This window comes from Corynebacterium hylobatis, assembly GCF_003955685.1.
GTDB classification, from domain to species: Bacteria; Actinomycetota; Actinomycetes; order Mycobacteriales; family Mycobacteriaceae; genus Corynebacterium; species Corynebacterium hylobatis.
This window is the reverse complement of sequence record NZ_RXHJ01000001.1, coordinates 14,521-28,925: the sequence shown is the minus strand read 5'-3', so window position 1 is coordinate 28,925 and position 14,405 is coordinate 14,521. Positions and strand designations below refer to the sequence as shown.

The 14,405-nt window shown below is 65.6% G+C and carries 13 protein-coding genes; 10 read left to right on the top strand and 3 right to left on the bottom strand.

Annotated features, from left to right (window positions below; genetic code table 11):
- Nucleotides 1-1,496 precede the first annotated feature (1,496 nt).
- Both EAH68_RS00125 and EAH68_RS00120 read right to left on the bottom strand, forming a co-directional pair.
- Nucleotides 1,497-2,405, bottom strand: coding sequence for a DoxX family protein (locus tag EAH68_RS00125; protein ID WP_126119499.1), 909 nt, complete (start codon nt 2,403-2,405; stop codon nt 1,497-1,499).
- Nucleotides 2,406-2,480: 75 nt separating this feature from the next.
- Entirely contained in the window at nt 2,481-3,083 is a 603-nt protein-coding gene (locus EAH68_RS00120; protein ID WP_126119296.1) for an MBL fold metallo-hydrolase, read from the bottom strand.
- Between the two features lie 101 nt (nt 3,084-3,184).
- Between EAH68_RS00120 and uvrA the strand changes: the two genes are divergently transcribed.
- Together uvrA and EAH68_RS00110 are read left to right on the top strand one after the other, a co-directional pair.
- Nucleotides 3,185-6,034 carry an excinuclease ABC subunit UvrA gene (gene uvrA, locus EAH68_RS00115; protein WP_126119295.1) on the top strand — a complete coding sequence of 950 codons (2,850 nt, stop codon included), beginning with the start codon at nt 3,185-3,187 and terminating at the stop codon, nt 6,032-6,034.
- A 6-nt stretch (nt 6,035-6,040) separates the two neighbouring features.
- Complete coding sequence (locus EAH68_RS00110; protein WP_241228215.1) at nt 6,041-6,772, top strand: DUF1648 domain-containing protein; 732 nt, start codon at nt 6,041-6,043, stop codon at nt 6,770-6,772.
- On the opposite strand, the gene EAH68_RS00105 is transcribed toward EAH68_RS00110, so the two are convergent.
- The gene (locus EAH68_RS00105; protein WP_164546356.1) at nt 6,653-8,632 is read right to left on the bottom strand and encodes a DUF2339 domain-containing protein; all 1,980 of its coding nucleotides are present in this window, start codon (nt 8,630-8,632) and stop codon (nt 6,653-6,655) included. The genes EAH68_RS00110 and EAH68_RS00105 overlap by 120 nt on opposite strands.
- A gap of 79 nt (nt 8,633-8,711) precedes the next feature.
- Between EAH68_RS00105 and EAH68_RS00100 the strand changes: the two genes are divergently transcribed.
- From EAH68_RS00100 to EAH68_RS00065, 8 genes are all read left to right on the top strand, one after another.
- The gene (locus EAH68_RS00100) at nt 8,712-9,344 is read left to right on the top strand and encodes a hypothetical protein (RefSeq protein WP_126119293.1); all 633 of its coding nucleotides are present in this window, start codon (nt 8,712-8,714) and stop codon (nt 9,342-9,344) included.
- A 57-nt stretch (nt 9,345-9,401) separates the two neighbouring features.
- On the top strand, nt 9,402-10,199 hold the full coding sequence (locus tag EAH68_RS00095; RefSeq protein ID WP_126119292.1) for a serine hydrolase: 798 nt from the start codon (nt 9,402-9,404) through the stop codon (nt 10,197-10,199).
- A 218-nt stretch (nt 10,200-10,417) separates the two neighbouring features.
- On the top strand, nt 10,418-10,984 hold the full coding sequence (infC, locus tag EAH68_RS00090) for a translation initiation factor IF-3 (RefSeq protein WP_126119291.1): 567 nt from the start codon (nt 10,418-10,420) through the stop codon (nt 10,982-10,984).
- Nucleotides 10,985-11,018: 34 nt separating this feature from the next.
- Nucleotides 11,019-11,213 carry a 50S ribosomal protein L35 gene (gene rpmI, locus EAH68_RS00085; protein WP_126119290.1) on the top strand — a complete coding sequence of 65 codons (195 nt, stop codon included), beginning with the start codon at nt 11,019-11,021 and terminating at the stop codon, nt 11,211-11,213.
- A 52-nt stretch (nt 11,214-11,265) separates the two neighbouring features.
- The gene (gene rplT, locus EAH68_RS00080) at nt 11,266-11,649 is read left to right on the top strand and encodes a 50S ribosomal protein L20 (protein ID WP_126119289.1); all 384 of its coding nucleotides are present in this window, start codon (nt 11,266-11,268) and stop codon (nt 11,647-11,649) included.
- Nucleotides 11,650-11,833: 184 nt separating this feature from the next.
- Nucleotides 11,834-12,259, top strand: a complete 426-nt coding sequence (locus tag EAH68_RS00075; protein ID WP_241228214.1) for a TM2 domain-containing protein — start codon at nt 11,834-11,836, stop codon at nt 12,257-12,259.
- A 537-nt stretch (nt 12,260-12,796) separates the two neighbouring features.
- Nucleotides 12,797-13,372 (top strand): hypothetical protein, encoded by a 576-nt coding sequence (locus tag EAH68_RS14865; protein ID WP_241228213.1) that lies wholly within the window; start codon nt 12,797-12,799, stop codon nt 13,370-13,372.
- 176 nt (nt 13,373-13,548) lie between these two features.
- The gene (locus EAH68_RS00065; protein ID WP_126119287.1) at nt 13,549-14,367 is read left to right on the top strand and encodes a TrmH family RNA methyltransferase; all 819 of its coding nucleotides are present in this window, start codon (nt 13,549-13,551) and stop codon (nt 14,365-14,367) included.
- Nucleotides 14,368-14,405: the final 38 nt, after the last annotated feature.

The window sequence follows — 14,405 nt, the reverse complement described above, 5'->3', positions numbered from 1 at the left end:
GGCATCGACGAAGATCTCGCCGTCTTTCCGGAAGGAACCGCGGTGGTGACGTCCGTTAGCGTGGTGTATCTATGATGGTGCCCAAGGGCGTGACACTGCTCGACGAGTGCGGTTGCCTCACTGTCAGTTCGTCGTGAGATCTCTCAACCGTTGACGTAAGGGTCTGTGGAGCGGCAGTATTCGACGGTGTTATGCGCCACGCAGTCACTCCACCACGTCTTCCCAGCAATTTCTTCGGCTGAATCCGGGAGGAGGTAGGCCGGAGTCTCCTGGGCAGAAGGCGGGGGCACGGACCACGGGACAGACTGGTTGTCGCAGTACCAGGGGTCCGGGACAAAATAATCGGTCTGGGGACATTGGTAAGGCGCTTGCGCACGTTGTTCATCGAGTTTCTGCTGACATTCGGCTGCCCATTGATAGGAGCCATCGCTTAGCAGTGCGTTGCTGGTCCAGGATCCACCACCATAGATACATTCAACGAAGGTCGGGACTGCGACCTGCTGGGATAAGGGCGCCGCGTTCTCTGCTGGCACCGGTGGCGGTGTATCCACTGTTGAAGCTTCCGGGGCAGCGGTGGTGGAGGACTCGGAGGTGGTTGTCTCCTGGCTGCTAGCGGGAGAGGTACTGCTGGAAGACGAGGTGGGGGAGTTGGTGAGGGTTGTGGTGTTCTCGGCGCTACGGTCTTCTGCACAACTGGCGAGCGCAAGAGACACCGTGCCTATGAGCGCAAGGAGAAAACGACGGGTATTCATCAGGGGGAGCTCTTTCAGTCAGGGCGGTGTGGGTGACGTTGCTTCGTGACCGATGGGAAGTCGATTTATCTGGTGATGGGGCAGTAATCTAGGTCGGTTTCGAGTCGATTTATCTGGTGATGGGGCAGTAATCTAGGTCGGTTTCAAGTCGATTTATCTGGTGATGGGGCAGTAATCTAGGTCGGTTTCGAGTCGATTTATCTGGTGATGGGGCAGTAATCTAGGTCGGTTTCGAGTCGATTTATCTGGTGATGGGGCAGTAATCTAGGTCGGTTTCAAGTCGATTTATCTGGTGATGGGGCAGTAATCTAGGTCGGTTTCGAGTCGATTTATCTGGTGATGGGGCAGTAATCTAGGTCGGTTTCGAGTCGATTTATCTGGTGATGGGGCAGTAATCTAGGTCGGTTTCGAGGCGCTTTATCTGTGCGTGACGGGATAATTCTATGGTCTAAGAAGAAGGCCGGTGGGATTTATCCCAGAAGACGTGCACGCTGCTGGATAGGAGTTCCGGGTGCGTCATGCCCGGGATCTGGTGAGTGTTGACGTTCTTCCAGATATCCGAGCTGTATGCCATCGTTGCCGGTCACCACATGCTGAAATTCTGAGTTAGGGCTTCGGCTTCCGGATCGAGGGAGACCACGCCCCCGGAAAAACTCTCCTGGAGCCTTAACGAGAAACACAGCGGGCCCGGTCCCCACATCAGGGACCGGGCCCGCCGAGTGCAACGGCTGAGCAGCTCGGGGGCTACATCTTGCCGATCTTCTTCTGCGCCTTGCTGATGGCCTTGTCCGCGCGGCCCTGCAGCTTGTCGGCGCTCCTGCGGGCCTGCTTCGCGGCGCGGCCGGACTTCTTGTCGGCGGCGACCAGTGCCTCATCAGCCTTGTCCTGGGCGAGGGCGGCAGCCTTGACGATGCCCTTGCGGGCGGTCTGGGTGTTCTCCCGGGCCATGTCCAGCCAGTCGTCCTTGTTGTCGGCCCAGTAACCCTGCGCCTTCTGCGCGGCGCCGGCTGCCGCGGCGGCACCGGCCGCAGCCGTGGCGGTGGCGGTGTCCTTCCACTCGTCCTTGTGGTCGACGTAGTAGTCCTGCGCGCGGCTGGCGTACTCGGTGACCTTCTCGGAGGCGTCCTCGAACCAGTCGCGTGCGGTGTCGGTGGCCTTCTCGGTTTCCGACTTGGTGGGCAGCGCCTGGTGGACCTTCTTGTTGGCCACGGTGGCGGCCTTGTTGGCGCGCCACTTCAGACCCGGCTTGCCGGCGGTGTCACCCGAGGTGATCAGCAGGCCACCGAGCAGGGCGAGGTTGGTCAGGAAACCGGAACGGCGGGCGCTGCGCTCGGCCTTGTCCTGGGTCTCCCAGAAGGCGTGGCGGGCCAGCATCGTCGGCACGGAGGTCGCCGCGAGCACGGCGGCCGAGGCCCGCGGGAGGAAGCCGAAGGCCAGGGTCGCGCCCGCGCCGACCTTGGTGGCGGCGACAGCGCGGACCACCAGCTCCGGGTCACGCGGGATGCGTCGTGCGTATTCCCGGGGGAGGATGGAACGGGTGCGCTTGATCAGAAGTTCAGCGCTCTCGGTGTGGTCGGCGGTGTGAAGCAGGCTGTCGACACCGTCTGCGATGTAGACCGATGCAATCATCGGGCGGGCGATCTTGCGGATCATCATGGTGCTCCTCGGTTGCTTCTCTTCGTATGTTTTCAGCGTCTTTTCTGCGTGCCCCAGTCTAGCGGCGAATTGTCACCAGCGACGGGCCCACCAGTCATCCAGGTGCGGGCGTTCCGCCCCCAGGGTGGTGTCCGTGCCGTGGCCGGGATGGACGATGGCGTCATCGTCGTGGACATCGAAGAGGCGCTCCTTGACGTCCTTGAACAGCCGGACGAAGTCGCTCTCCGAGGTGGTCTTGCCCAGTCCCCCGGGGAAGAGGCTGTCGCCGACGAACAGGTGGGTCTGCCCGTCGATCTCCACGGATACGGCCGCACCACCGGGGGTATGGCCGCGCAGGATGCACACCGGCAGCTCATGGCCGGCGAAATCGATGACATCCCCCTGGTTGAGTTCCACATCGACCTCCGCGGGCAGCGCCGGGGCATCGAGGAAGGGCGCGTAGTGGGTCGCACCGGTGGCCGCCAGCACCTCGACGAGTGCCTGGTGGTGGTCCGGGTGACGGTGGGTGGTCAGCACCGCGGTAATCCTCGCGCCGGCCTGCTCGGCGAGGGCGAGGAGGGCGGGGGCGTCGTCGGCGGCGTCGATAAGCAGCGCCTCGTCACCGGCGACGAGGAGATAGCAGTTGTTGTCCATCTGTGAGACAGAGATCTGGTGCAGGGTCAGTGTGTTCGTCATGTCACCAGGGTAGCGCCGGGGGAGCGCTCGTTGGTATGTTCGAGGTGTTTGGGAGCCGGGGCGTCCGGCTCCATTCAACTTCACGGAGGGCTGGGAAGACTGTGGCTGATCGCCTCGTCGTGCGCGGTGCGCGCGAGCACAACCTCAAGGGCGTGGACATTGACCTGCCCCGGGACAAGATGGTCGTGTTCACCGGCCTGTCGGGCTCGGGAAAGTCCTCGCTGGCCTTCGACACGATCTTCGCCGAGGGGCAGCGCCGCTACGTCGAGTCGCTGAGTTCCTATGCGCGCATGTTCCTCGGGCAGATGGACAAGCCGGACGTCGACTTCATTGACGGGCTGTCGCCTGCGGTGTCCATCGACCAGAAGTCGACCAACCGCAACCCCCGGTCCACGGTGGGCACGATCACGGAGATCTACGACTACCTCCGTCTGCTCTTCTCCCGCGCCGGCACCGCCCACTGCCCGGTCTGTGACGCGAAGATCGCGCGCCAGACCCCGCAGCAGATCGTCGACCAGGTCATGGCGCTGGAGCAGGGTCTGAAATTCCAGGTGTTGGCGCCGGTGGTGCGCACCCGCAAGGGCGAGTTCGTCGACCTGTTCAAGGACCTCGCCGCGCAGGGCTATGCCCGCGTGCGTGTCGACGGCCAGGTCTACCCCCTCACCGAACCGCCCACCCTGAAGAAACAGATCAAGCACGACATCGACGTCGTCGTCGACCGCCTGCAGGTCAAGGAGTCCCAGCAGCAGCGCCTGACCGATTCGGTGGAGACTGCACTCGGCCTGGCCGACGGCCTGGTGGCCCTGGAATTTGTCGACCGCGACGCGGACGACCCGGACCGCTACGCGATCTTCTCCGAGAAGCTCGCCTGCCCCAACGGCCACCCACTGGATGTCGACGAGCTGGAGCCGCGCGCCTTCTCCTTCAACTCGCCCTACGGCGCCTGCCCGGCCTGCGACGGCCTGGGCACGAAGACCGAGGTCGACATCGACCTGGTCATCCCGGACCCGGACGCCCCCGTCATCCGCTCGGTGCAGCCGTGGACCTCCAGCCCGAACGCCGGGTACTTTGAGAAGCTCGTCGAGGGCCTGGCCAAGGCGCTCGACTTCGACCCGGAGACCCCCTACTCGCAGCTGTCCGCCGCGCAGCGCAAGGCGCTGGTCCATGGCACGAAGACCGAGGTCTCCGTCCGCTACAAGAACCGCTACGGCCGCATCCGCAACTGGACCGCGCCGTTCGAGGGTGTCATGGGCTACCTGCACCGCAAGATCGACCAGGTGGAATCCGAGTGGTCCAAGGAACGCTTCCTCGCCTACACCCGCGAGGTCGCCTGCCCCACCTGTAAGGGCGCGCGCCTCAAGCCCGAGATCCTCGCCGTGCGCCTGGACTCCGGCAGCCACGGGGAGAAGTCCATCGCCGGGTTGACCGACCTATCGATCTCGGATGCCAGCGAATTCCTCGGCTCCCTCGTGCTGGGCCGCAGGGAGGAGATGATCGCCGGTGCTGTACTCAAGGAGATCCAGGCCCGCCTGCAGTTCCTCCTCGACGTCGGCCTGGCCTACCTCACCCTCAACCGCGCCGCCGGTACCCTCTCAGGTGGCGAGGCCCAGCGCATCCGCCTGGCCACCCAGATCGGTTCCGGCCTGGCCGGCGTGCTCTACGTCCTCGACGAACCCTCCATCGGCCTGCACCAGCGCGACAACCAGCGGCTGATCACCACGCTGAAGCGCCTGCGTGACATCGGCAACACCCTCATCGTGGTCGAACACGACGAGGACACCATCCGCGAGGCCGACTGGCTCGTCGACATCGGCCCGAAGGCCGGGGAATACGGCGGCGAGATCGTCTACCAGGGCGAACCGGAGGGCATCCTCACCGCCGAGGGCTCCATCACCGGTGATTACCTCTCCGGCAAGCGCGTCCTCGGTGTACCGGAGGAGCGCCGTTCCGTGGATCCGGAACGCTGCCTGACCGTCGTGGGTGCCCGGGAGAACAACCTCCAGGGCATCGACGTCTCCATCCCGCTGGGCGTGCTGTGCTGCATCACCGGTGTCTCCGGCTCCGGAAAATCCACGCTGGTCAACCAGATCCTGGCCAAGACGCTGGCCAATGAACTCAACCGCGCCCGCCAGGTCCCCGGCCGCGCCCGCCGCGTTGAGGGCATCGGGCACCTGGACAAACTCGTCCAGGTCGACCAGTCACCCATCGGGCGCACCCCGCGGTCGAACGCGGCGACGTACACGGGTGTCTTCGACAAGATCCGCAAGCTCTTCGCCGAGACCACCGAGGCCAAGGTCCGCGGTTACAAGGCCGGCCGCTTCTCCTTCAACATCAAGGGCGGACGCTGCGAGGCCTGCCAGGGCGACGGCACCCTGAAGATCGAGATGAACTTCCTGCCGGACGTCTACGTCCCCTGCGAGGTCTGCGACGGCGCCCGCTACAACCGGGAGACCCTCGAGGTCCACTACAAGGGCAAGAACATCGCCGAGGTCCTCGACATGCCCATCGCGGAGGCCGCGGTCTTCTTCGAGCCGATCAGCTCCATCCACCGCTACCTGCAGACACTCGTCGACGTCGGACTCGGCTACGTCCGCCTCGGCCAGTCCGCCACCACCCTGTCGGGTGGTGAGGCCCAGCGCGTAAAGCTGGCCTCCGAACTGCAGAAGCGTTCCCAGGGCCGCACCGTCTACATCCTCGATGAGCCGACCACCGGCCTCCACTTTGAGGACGTGCGCAAACTCATGCTGGTCATCCAGGGCCTGGTGGACAAGGGCAACTCGGTGATCATCATCGAACACAATCTCGACGTGATCAAGACCGCCGACTGGATCGTCGACATGGGTCCCGAGGGCGGTTCCGGCGGCGGCCTGGTCGTGGCGGAAGGCACCCCGGAGGATGTCGCCGCAGTGGAGGCCTCCTACACGGGGCAGTTCCTGGCTGAGGTGCTGTAGCGCCCCATGACAGAGATGCCTGACCTGCCCCGGATCCCGGTGAACTGGAAGTGGGTCGGCGCCACCGTAGCCTCGACCGCCGTGATGGTCGCGGTACTGGTGACGTTCTATTATCCGCAGCTGCCGGATCCCATGCCCGTCCACTGGAACGCGGCGGGGCAACCCGATAATTTCGAGCCCAAGTCCCTGGGGCGTTTCCTGGGACTGATCCTGCTCAGCCCGGGCATCCTGCTGTTGTCCATGGTGGCGACGATGGGCCTGATCTCCCTGCAGTCCACGTCGATCACCGGCATGGGTGGGGCGAAGACCCCGGAGGAGGCCCACCGCACCTGGCACGGTTACCGGATTGTCCAGGGGAACATGGGCTGGTACCTCTTCCTGCTGAACCTGCTGGTCCTGCTCATGCTCACCCGCTCCTACGGCGGGAACACCTCGAGTTTTGAGCTGCCGCTCAGCTTGGGGCTCATCTTTGTGCTGACGGGTGTGTTCATCGTGCAGCAGCTGCGCCAGCAGCGGGAGGTGGAGAAGGAGTATCCGCGGCCGGCCGAGGAACAGGGGAAGTGGTGGGGGATGTTCTACAACGACCCGGCCGATCCCCGCATCCTCGTGGACACCGGCTCAGGGTCGAACTTCACCTTCAACATCGGCCGACCCCTGGGTCGGGTGCTGGCCGTGCTGCTCCTGGGGCTGCCGGTCCTGTTGATCGGTGGCGTGCTCATCGCCGCCCTCAACGGCTGAGACCTGCTCAGCAGCCTGCCTACGCCGCGCCCGCAGCGCCGCGATGGTCAGCAGTGCCACACCGGAGACGAGGAAGGCCATCGCCCGGGGCAGTCCCTCCAGGGTGCCCAGGTCGAAGAAGACGAGCTTGACCACACCGGCGATCGCCAGCACCATGCCGGCGTTGAGGGAGGCCTTCGCGGACATGCCCTTCGCCGCCAGCAGGATCCAGGCCGCGAGGACCATCCACAGGATGCTCACCAGCGCGTGGCCGGTGAGGTAGCCGAGCAGCATGCCGGCGTTGCCGCCGATGAGGTTGCCCAGCCAGGTGACGGCGGTGACGATGGTGACCATTGACAGGTGGAGTGCAGCCACCGCGAAGACGACCTGCGCCCAGACGGGGAAATCCATGAGGGCCTTGCGGCGGGTGATGGTAACTCCGAGGAACACCGCGATGAGCAGGGCCTGCACCAGGGAGACATGGTCGGTCAGCCACAGCGGGGACGCGCCCAACACGTTGCGGGAGAGGTTCCCCGTGACGATGAGTGCGGCGCCCAGCCAGAAGGCCCAGGGCCACACGCGGGTCTCGTGGCGGTGGTCCAGCCACAGGACGGTGATCACCGCGGCGACGAAGAAGACCGCGACGACGATGGTGTTGTCGATCAGCGCCCCGGCCCCGAAGGGTGGGGTGAGCGTCCACACGAGGACGAAGGCGACCGCCGTGGCGCAGACACCGATCATGCCCAGGCGGTCCTGGTGCAGGTAGCCGATCGCCGCGAGACCGACCGCTGCCGGGACGAGCAGCCAGATCGCCCAGGTGTCGCTGGCCGGGGGAACAGCCAGCGCCAGCAGAGCCAGCGGGGCGACGATGCCGGTCAGCAGGTTGGCGTTGTCGTTGTCCTTCGGGAACCACAGCGTCATCGCGGCGAAGGCCAGGGCCGAGCCTATGCCGAGCAGCGCGATGGTGAGGTTGACCGCCGGCGGGATGAAGCCCACCACGTAGACCATGTCGTTGAACAGCCACAGCTGCAGCACCACCGCGATGGCGGCGGCAACGAGACGGGCCTGCGGGTACTCCCGGTCGCGGGTGATAGCCAGCAGGGTCAGCGGCAGGAGGGTGACCAGCCAGGTGACGGGCACATCGACGTTGTAGAAGGCGGTGGACACCGGGAGGATGGACAGCCCCAGGCACACCGCCGCCGCCCGCAGCTCGCGGGTGACGGCCAGCCACAGGAAGACCAGCCACACCGCCATGAGCACCAGAGCCCCCAGCCAGGCGGGCCACCACTCCAGGATCTCGACCAGGGCGTAGAGGATCGTCGCGGAGACCAGCCAGGAGGTGACGATGAGGGCCGTGACACCGGCGGTCATGCCGGCGGTGTCCCGGTCGGTGGCTGTGCGGCGGTAGTTGTCCAGCCACAGGCCTGCCACCAGCAGGGCCACGGCCAGCAGCACGGAGAGCAGCACCCGGCCCAGCGGGCCGAGCAGGCCGGCCTGGATGGCCAGGGTCACTGCGAGGCCGACACCCGCGACGGTGATCAGCGAGCCGACCACCGCGATGGCGCGGATGACCTTCGTCTCCGTGGGCACGGGCGGCTTCGGGGGTTTGACCGGTTTCGGCTGCTGCGGCGGGTGGACCTGCAGGAAGGAGTCACGGGTGTAGACCGGTGCCGGAGCAGGCGCCCCCGGGGGAGCGGCGGCCGGACCGGCACCGGCAGGTGCTACCGGTACCGGTGCGGTGGTCGGGGCCGGCCCCGCCGCCGTTGAGCGGGTGAGGACGGCGTCGAGGGAGCGGCGGGCGTCGGCAAGCGCGGCTTCGGCGGCTTCGAGGCGTCGCAACGTCAGGCGCAGTTCCAGGGCGTCGCGGGGGTCAGTGGTCATAACCTGTAGCGTAGGCCCGCCGACGCATCCGGGTGAAGTGTTTAGGATGGGGAAACCCCAGAATCCACCTAGGAGCGCCATGACCCCGCAGGATCCCGGCAACCCCCTCCAGCCGACGTCGGAGTATTACCCGCCTAACGAGCCGCCGCGCCGCCAGCGCTCCGGGCCCGCTATCGCGCTGCTCGCACTGCTGGTGGTCGCCGCCGTGGCGCTCGGAGTGTGGATCTACACGGCGCTGCTGGGCGGTGACTCCGACGGGGGCGGCACGGCCGCGGCAACCTCCACCGCGCCACCGACGGTGACCTCGACGGCCCCGCCCACGACCGCGGAGGCGCCGGTGACCGTCACGGTGACGGAGACGCCGACACCCACCCAGGAAGACACCCCGGAGGAGACCCCGCCACCGCCCCCACCACCCCCGCCGGCCGAGACCGGTTACCGGGCCCCGGCTTCCGCGGAACAGTGTGCGGCGAACGTCAACTGGCGGATCTTCCGGGGCAACGGCCAGACCAGCTGTGGCTTCGCGGAAGCGGTCGCCGTTCAGATGGCCCCCTACACCGGCCTGCCGGGCAGCGCCCTGATCTACGCCACCAGCCCGGTGACCGGTCAGGAATATGAGATGCGCTGCATCGGCCAGGGCGGGAACTCGTTTGTCTGCGAGGGCGGCAACAATGCGGTGGTCATCCTCGAGGACCGTTCCGTGCGCGATTAGCCTGTGTTTCCTCCCCAATTAACCTGAGAGGGGCTCAAGTGGGTAAGGTTTCACCCCGTGAACAGGTGGTTTCCGGCCGCAGTGGCGGCCATCATGGGGGCCGGTCTGCTGGCCGGCTGTGTCGCCGAGGTTGATACGTTGGAGGTTCAGCGGGAGGAGGTCACCTCAAGTGACCACCTGGCCGCGGAGGAGCTGCGCGGAGAGCTCAGGAAGTTGATCCAGGAGGTCAACGAGGAGCACGGTGGGCGCATCGGCATTGCCGTGGCCACCGGGGACGGCGTCGTCCGGGCCGGCCTGTCCGGCCACTCCTGGGCGTGGTCGACGATCAAGGTGCCCGTGGCGCTGGCCGCCGATGCCCGCGGTCTGGCCGAGGAGGAACTGGTCCAGGCGTCGATCTCGCAGTCCGACAACGACGCCGCCTACCTCCTCAGCCTCCTCATCGACAATGACCACGACGGTCTGCCGCATGTGCCTGAGCTTGCGGAGTGGCCGGGTGAGACGGAGTGGAGCCTCAGCGAGCAGGCGCAGTTCGCCGCCGGGTTGCCGTGCACCGACACCGTCGGGACCACCTACGGGGCGATGGGGGAGATCGTCGACTGGCAGCAGGTCGGTCTGTCGCAGATCCCCGGCGCCCGTTTCAAGGCCGGTTGGGGGCAGGACACCGACACCGTCTACACCCTGCGGCAGCTGGGTACCGCGCCAGCCGGCACCGGGGTGGTCGGACTCGCGGTGATCACCCATCCCGATGACGGTACGCACGCCACCGCCGAGGAGATCCTCGACGAGGTGGGCCTCGGGCTCAAGGAGCTTATCGACGCCCGCTCCATCAGCCCAGCAGACACCTGCGGGAGGTGATTTGTCCTTGACACGGTTGATCTGTTAAGGTTACCGGCACTACCACCCGCGCGCCTTCTCCAGGGGCTCGGGCCACAAGCGGAGATCATCCCACCTCATGCCGCCGGTTCACCCGGTTGGATACAGGTCAAGAGTAGGGCAGCGCAGGCTGCCTTATTGAGATCTCCCGCCGTCGGTCACACCGACAGGCGGGTTTTTGTCATGGGAATCTCCGCGAGATGGCACGGTATGTATTACGTAACCCGCTACTTGAGGAGTCACACATCAGCGCTGAAGTTCGCATTAATGAGCGTATCCGAGTTCCCGAGGTCCGTCTTGTCGGCCCGGGCGGTGAGCAGGTCGGAGTCGTCCGCACGGACGATGCCCGCAAGCTCGCGTACGACGCAGATCTCGACCTGGTTGAGGTCGCACCGAACGCCAAGCCGCCGGTCGCCAAGATCATGGACTACGGAAAGTTCAAGTACGAGCAGGACCAGAAGGCCCGCGAGTCACGCAAGAACCAGCAGCAGACTGTGGTCAAGGAGCAGAAGTTCCGTCCCAAGATCGATAACCACGATTACGAGACGAAAAAGGGTAACGTGATCCGCTTCCTGGAGAAGGGATCCAAGGTCAAGGTGACCATCATGTTCCGCGGTCGCGAGCAGTCCCGACCGGAGCTCGGTTTCCGACTCCTGGAGCGACTGGCGCAGGACGTCGTCGAGTACGGCATCGTCGAGACCCGTGCCAAGCAGGACGGCCGCAACATGACCATGGTCCTGGGGCCTGTCCGCAAGGGCAAGAAGTAGCAACCGTCAACCGGGATTTAAGGACTTAATTCTCATGAAGCAGAAGACTCACAAGGGCACCGCCAAGCGCGTGAAGATCACCGGCTCCGGCAAGCTGCGCCGCGAGCAGGCCGGCCGCCGCCACCTCCTCGAGGGCAAGGAGTCCACCCGGACCCGTCGCCTCAAGGGCACCGTCGACGTCGCCCCGGCTGACGTCAAGCGCATGAAGCGCCTCCTCGGCAAGGCTTAAGCAAGCCGCCTGAAACCCCCACACCTCTCAAAGCAGTTAAGGAAGTAACAACGTGGCACGTGTCAAGCGGTCCGTCAACGCCAAGAAGAAGCGTCGCACAATTCTGAAGTCCGCCAAGGGCTACCGCGGCCAGCGCTCCCGTCTCTACCGCAAGGCCAAGGAGCAGTGGCTGCACTCCATGACCTACGCATACCGCGATCGTCGCGCGCGTAAGTCTGAGTTCCGCAAGCTGTGGATCCAGCGCATCAACGCTGCTGCCCGCATGAACGACATCACCTACAACCGCCTCATCCACGGCCTGCGCCTGGCTGAGATCGATGTCGACCGCAAGATCCTCGCCGAGCTGGCCGTGAGCGACTTCGCCGCCTTCTCCGCACTGTGCGAGGCTGCCAAGGCTGCCCTGCCGGAGGACGTCAACGCGAAGGTCGCCGCCTAATACAGCGCACCCCGCAGCACCCCGGGCCCCTGTCCGCCTTCCCCTGAAAGGAAGGCGGACAGGGGCCTGTGTCGTTTCCCGGTACCGGTGTTCGAACGGAAAGCCCACGCGTGTCGGTGCCGGGCGCTATCATTCCGGGGGTCCGCGCCTCAGCAGACACCCAGCCCCACATCAGGAGAAGTTCATGCACAACCCCTTTGACCAGTCCGGCCAGCAGCACTATGACCGGGACGGCCTGCCCGTCGATGCCCCAGCCCAGCCGCAGGCTTTCCAGCAGCCCTTCCAGCAGCAGTACCCGGTCCAACCGCACGGGGCGCAGATGCCGATGTACGCCATGGGGCAGCCGCAGGTCCACCCGAAGTCCTGGCCCGTCGCTCTGCTGCTCGCCTTCTTCTTCGGCACCCTGGGCGTGCACAACTTCTACCTCGGCAACACCTCCCGCGGTGTCGCCCAGCTGGTGCTCACTCTTATTGGTTGGGCGACGTCCATCATCCTCATCGGCTTCTTCTTCCTGGCCGTTGTCGGCGTGTGGGCATTCGTGGAGGTCATCCTCATTCTGCTGCGCAGCGGTTCCATGGCCCATGACTCCCAGGGTGTGCCGCTGAAGTAGGCGGCTCTGTTCCACCCCCGTCACCGCAGCGGTGGCGGGGATTCTTCGTGCCGGGGAAATGTCACACGGGGTGGAGCGGGCGCTGATAAGCGACCTGCGGAAAGGTCTCGCTTCCTGTCGCCGCTGTGTGACAATTCTCCAGGTCTGGCATCCGTCGGGAACCTCGCGGGCCGCGTTGCAGTCCAAGAAGGCATGGACATCGAGGGGAACTACTGGACCACCACCGAACTTCGGCAACACGGGCTGTCCGAGCATCAGATCACCAGGTTCTGCAGGGACGGGATTCTGCACCGGCTGACCCAGGGCCTCTATACACGGGGAGCGCCTGAGGGACTCAGCATGTTGCGGGCTCTCCATCACCGCTACCCCAAGCTGACTTTCACAGGGCATTCTGCGCTGTCGGTGTACGGCGGTCGCAATCACGTACTGCATCCTGCGACCGGGACAGTACCGCAGGGCCACCGAACTCCGAAGGGCACCCATCTGCTGGCACGTCGTACACGGCGGCGGGATTCGACACTGGTCAACGGGCTGCCCGTGGTCAACCCCGCCGCCGCAGTGGCCGGTGACCAGGAACTGGACCGGGTTCTGCGGATGAAGTTCCTGGAACAGCAGTACGGCGGCTTCGACGGCCGTCGACGTTTTGAGGCTGATTACCGGACACTGGTCCGGACTGAACGGGAGAGCCTTGATCTGCTCCTGAAACGATCGGTCATCGGCGCCTCCAGCCGCATGGAGCGCTTCTTCCACCTGGACCTGCGGGCGAGGGGGATCGATTCGATCCCCAATTACCGGTTGGGGCCCTATACCTGGGACGTGGGAATTGAGGAGGGGACAGTGGTCGTGGATCTCGACAGCGTCCGCTACCACAGCTCGGAGCAGACGAGGGCATTCATCATCGACCGGTGGAAGGCCAACCATGCGGAGATGGAAGGGTGGGGACACCTGCAGTTCACGGACCTGTGCCTTGATGATTCCTCAGCCCGGAAGGCGGCGCTGCAGGAGATTGAGCAGCTGCTTGCGCATCGGCGCCGGACCGGACGGGGAGCACCGGTTGACGGCAGGGTGGTTGACGGGGTGTGGAAGATCCACGGTCACCTGCGGGAGTACTGAGGGCGGGCAGGCGGCGGGAAACATCATACGGACGTCAGGGGGAATTCGGCGTCAGCTGGTCTTTCAGCGTGAATCCGGCGCAGGGGGTGTGACAGTTCCCCATGCGCCGGCCCCACGCGCCTGCCCCCACTGCCGGAAAACGGGAGTCGGTCACCCACGCTGCTAGCGTTGGGCCCATGACCCTGGATTTCTCGGACGCATTCACCGAGCGCACACCCCGTATCGTCAACGCCGCCAAACTGCACCGCTCGGCGGCGCGGAAGAAGGCCAACCAGTTCATCGTGGAGGGGGAGAACGCGGTGGAGGCCGCGGTGGCCACCGGTGCCGCCCGCGATGTCTTCGTCACCGAGCAGGCCGCGCGCCGCTTCGAGGAGATTCTCATCACCTGCGGCCACATGGGCGTCTACGTCCACCCCATCACCGACAAGGCCGCGAAATCACTGTCGGACACCGTCACCACCACCGGCCTGTTCGCCGTGTGCGAGCCCGTGCTGTGGACCGCCGGCAAGGCCCTGCGCGGACGCCCGCGTCTGGTGGCCGTGCCGGTGGAGACCGCCGAGCCGGGTAACGCCGGCACGCTGATCCGCGTCTCCGATGCCATGGGTGCGGATGCCGTGATCTTCGCCGGTGAGACGGTCGACCCGCAGTCCAGCAAGGCGGTGCGCGCCTCCGCAGGTTCGCTCTTCCACCTGCCGGTGGCACGTCACCCGGGAGTCAAGGACGTACTCGGCCAGCTGCGGGCGGCCGGCCTGCAGATCCTGGCCACCGCCCCCGACGGGGAGATCGAACTCGATGAGGCCGATGAGCTGCTGACCAGGCCGACCGCATGGCTCTTCGGCAACGAGGCCCACGGGCTGGGGGAGGAGCTGCTCGCGCAGGCCGATCACCGCGTGCGCATCCCCATCCGTGGGCGTGCGGAATCGCTCAACCTGGCCACCGCCGCCTCGATCTGCCTCTACGAGTCGGCCAAGGCCCAGGCGCGTACCCGCGGCTGAGCCCGGCTATGCTGTACAGGTCTGAAAATTAGCGTCCA

Bases quoted from the DNA above. Each gene is read 5' to 3' on its own strand.
- EAH68_RS00125 (WP_126119499.1), bottom strand. From the start codon at position 2,405: ATGATCCGCAAGATCGCCCGCCCGATGATTGCATCGGTCTACATCGCA.
- EAH68_RS00120 (WP_126119296.1), bottom strand. From the start codon at position 3,083: ATGACGAACACACTGACCCTGCACCAGATCTCTGTCTCACAGATGGAC.
- EAH68_RS00110 (WP_241228215.1), top strand. From the start codon at position 6,041: ATGACAGAGATGCCTGACCTGCCCCGGATCCCGGTGAACTGGAAGTGG.
- EAH68_RS00105 (WP_164546356.1), bottom strand. From the start codon at position 8,632: ATGACCACTGACCCCCGCGACGCCCTGGAACTGCGCCTGACGTTGCGA.
- EAH68_RS00100 (WP_126119293.1), top strand. From the start codon at position 8,712: ATGACCCCGCAGGATCCCGGCAACCCCCTCCAGCCGACGTCGGAGTAT.
- infC (WP_126119291.1), top strand. From the start codon at position 10,418: ATGGCACGGTATGTATTACGTAACCCGCTACTTGAGGAGTCACACATC.
- rpmI (WP_126119290.1), top strand. From the start codon at position 11,019: ATGAAGCAGAAGACTCACAAGGGCACCGCCAAGCGCGTGAAGATCACC.
- EAH68_RS00075 (WP_241228214.1), top strand. From the start codon at position 11,834: ATGCACAACCCCTTTGACCAGTCCGGCCAGCAGCACTATGACCGGGAC.
- EAH68_RS00065 (WP_126119287.1), top strand. From the start codon at position 13,549: ATGACCCTGGATTTCTCGGACGCATTCACCGAGCGCACACCCCGTATC.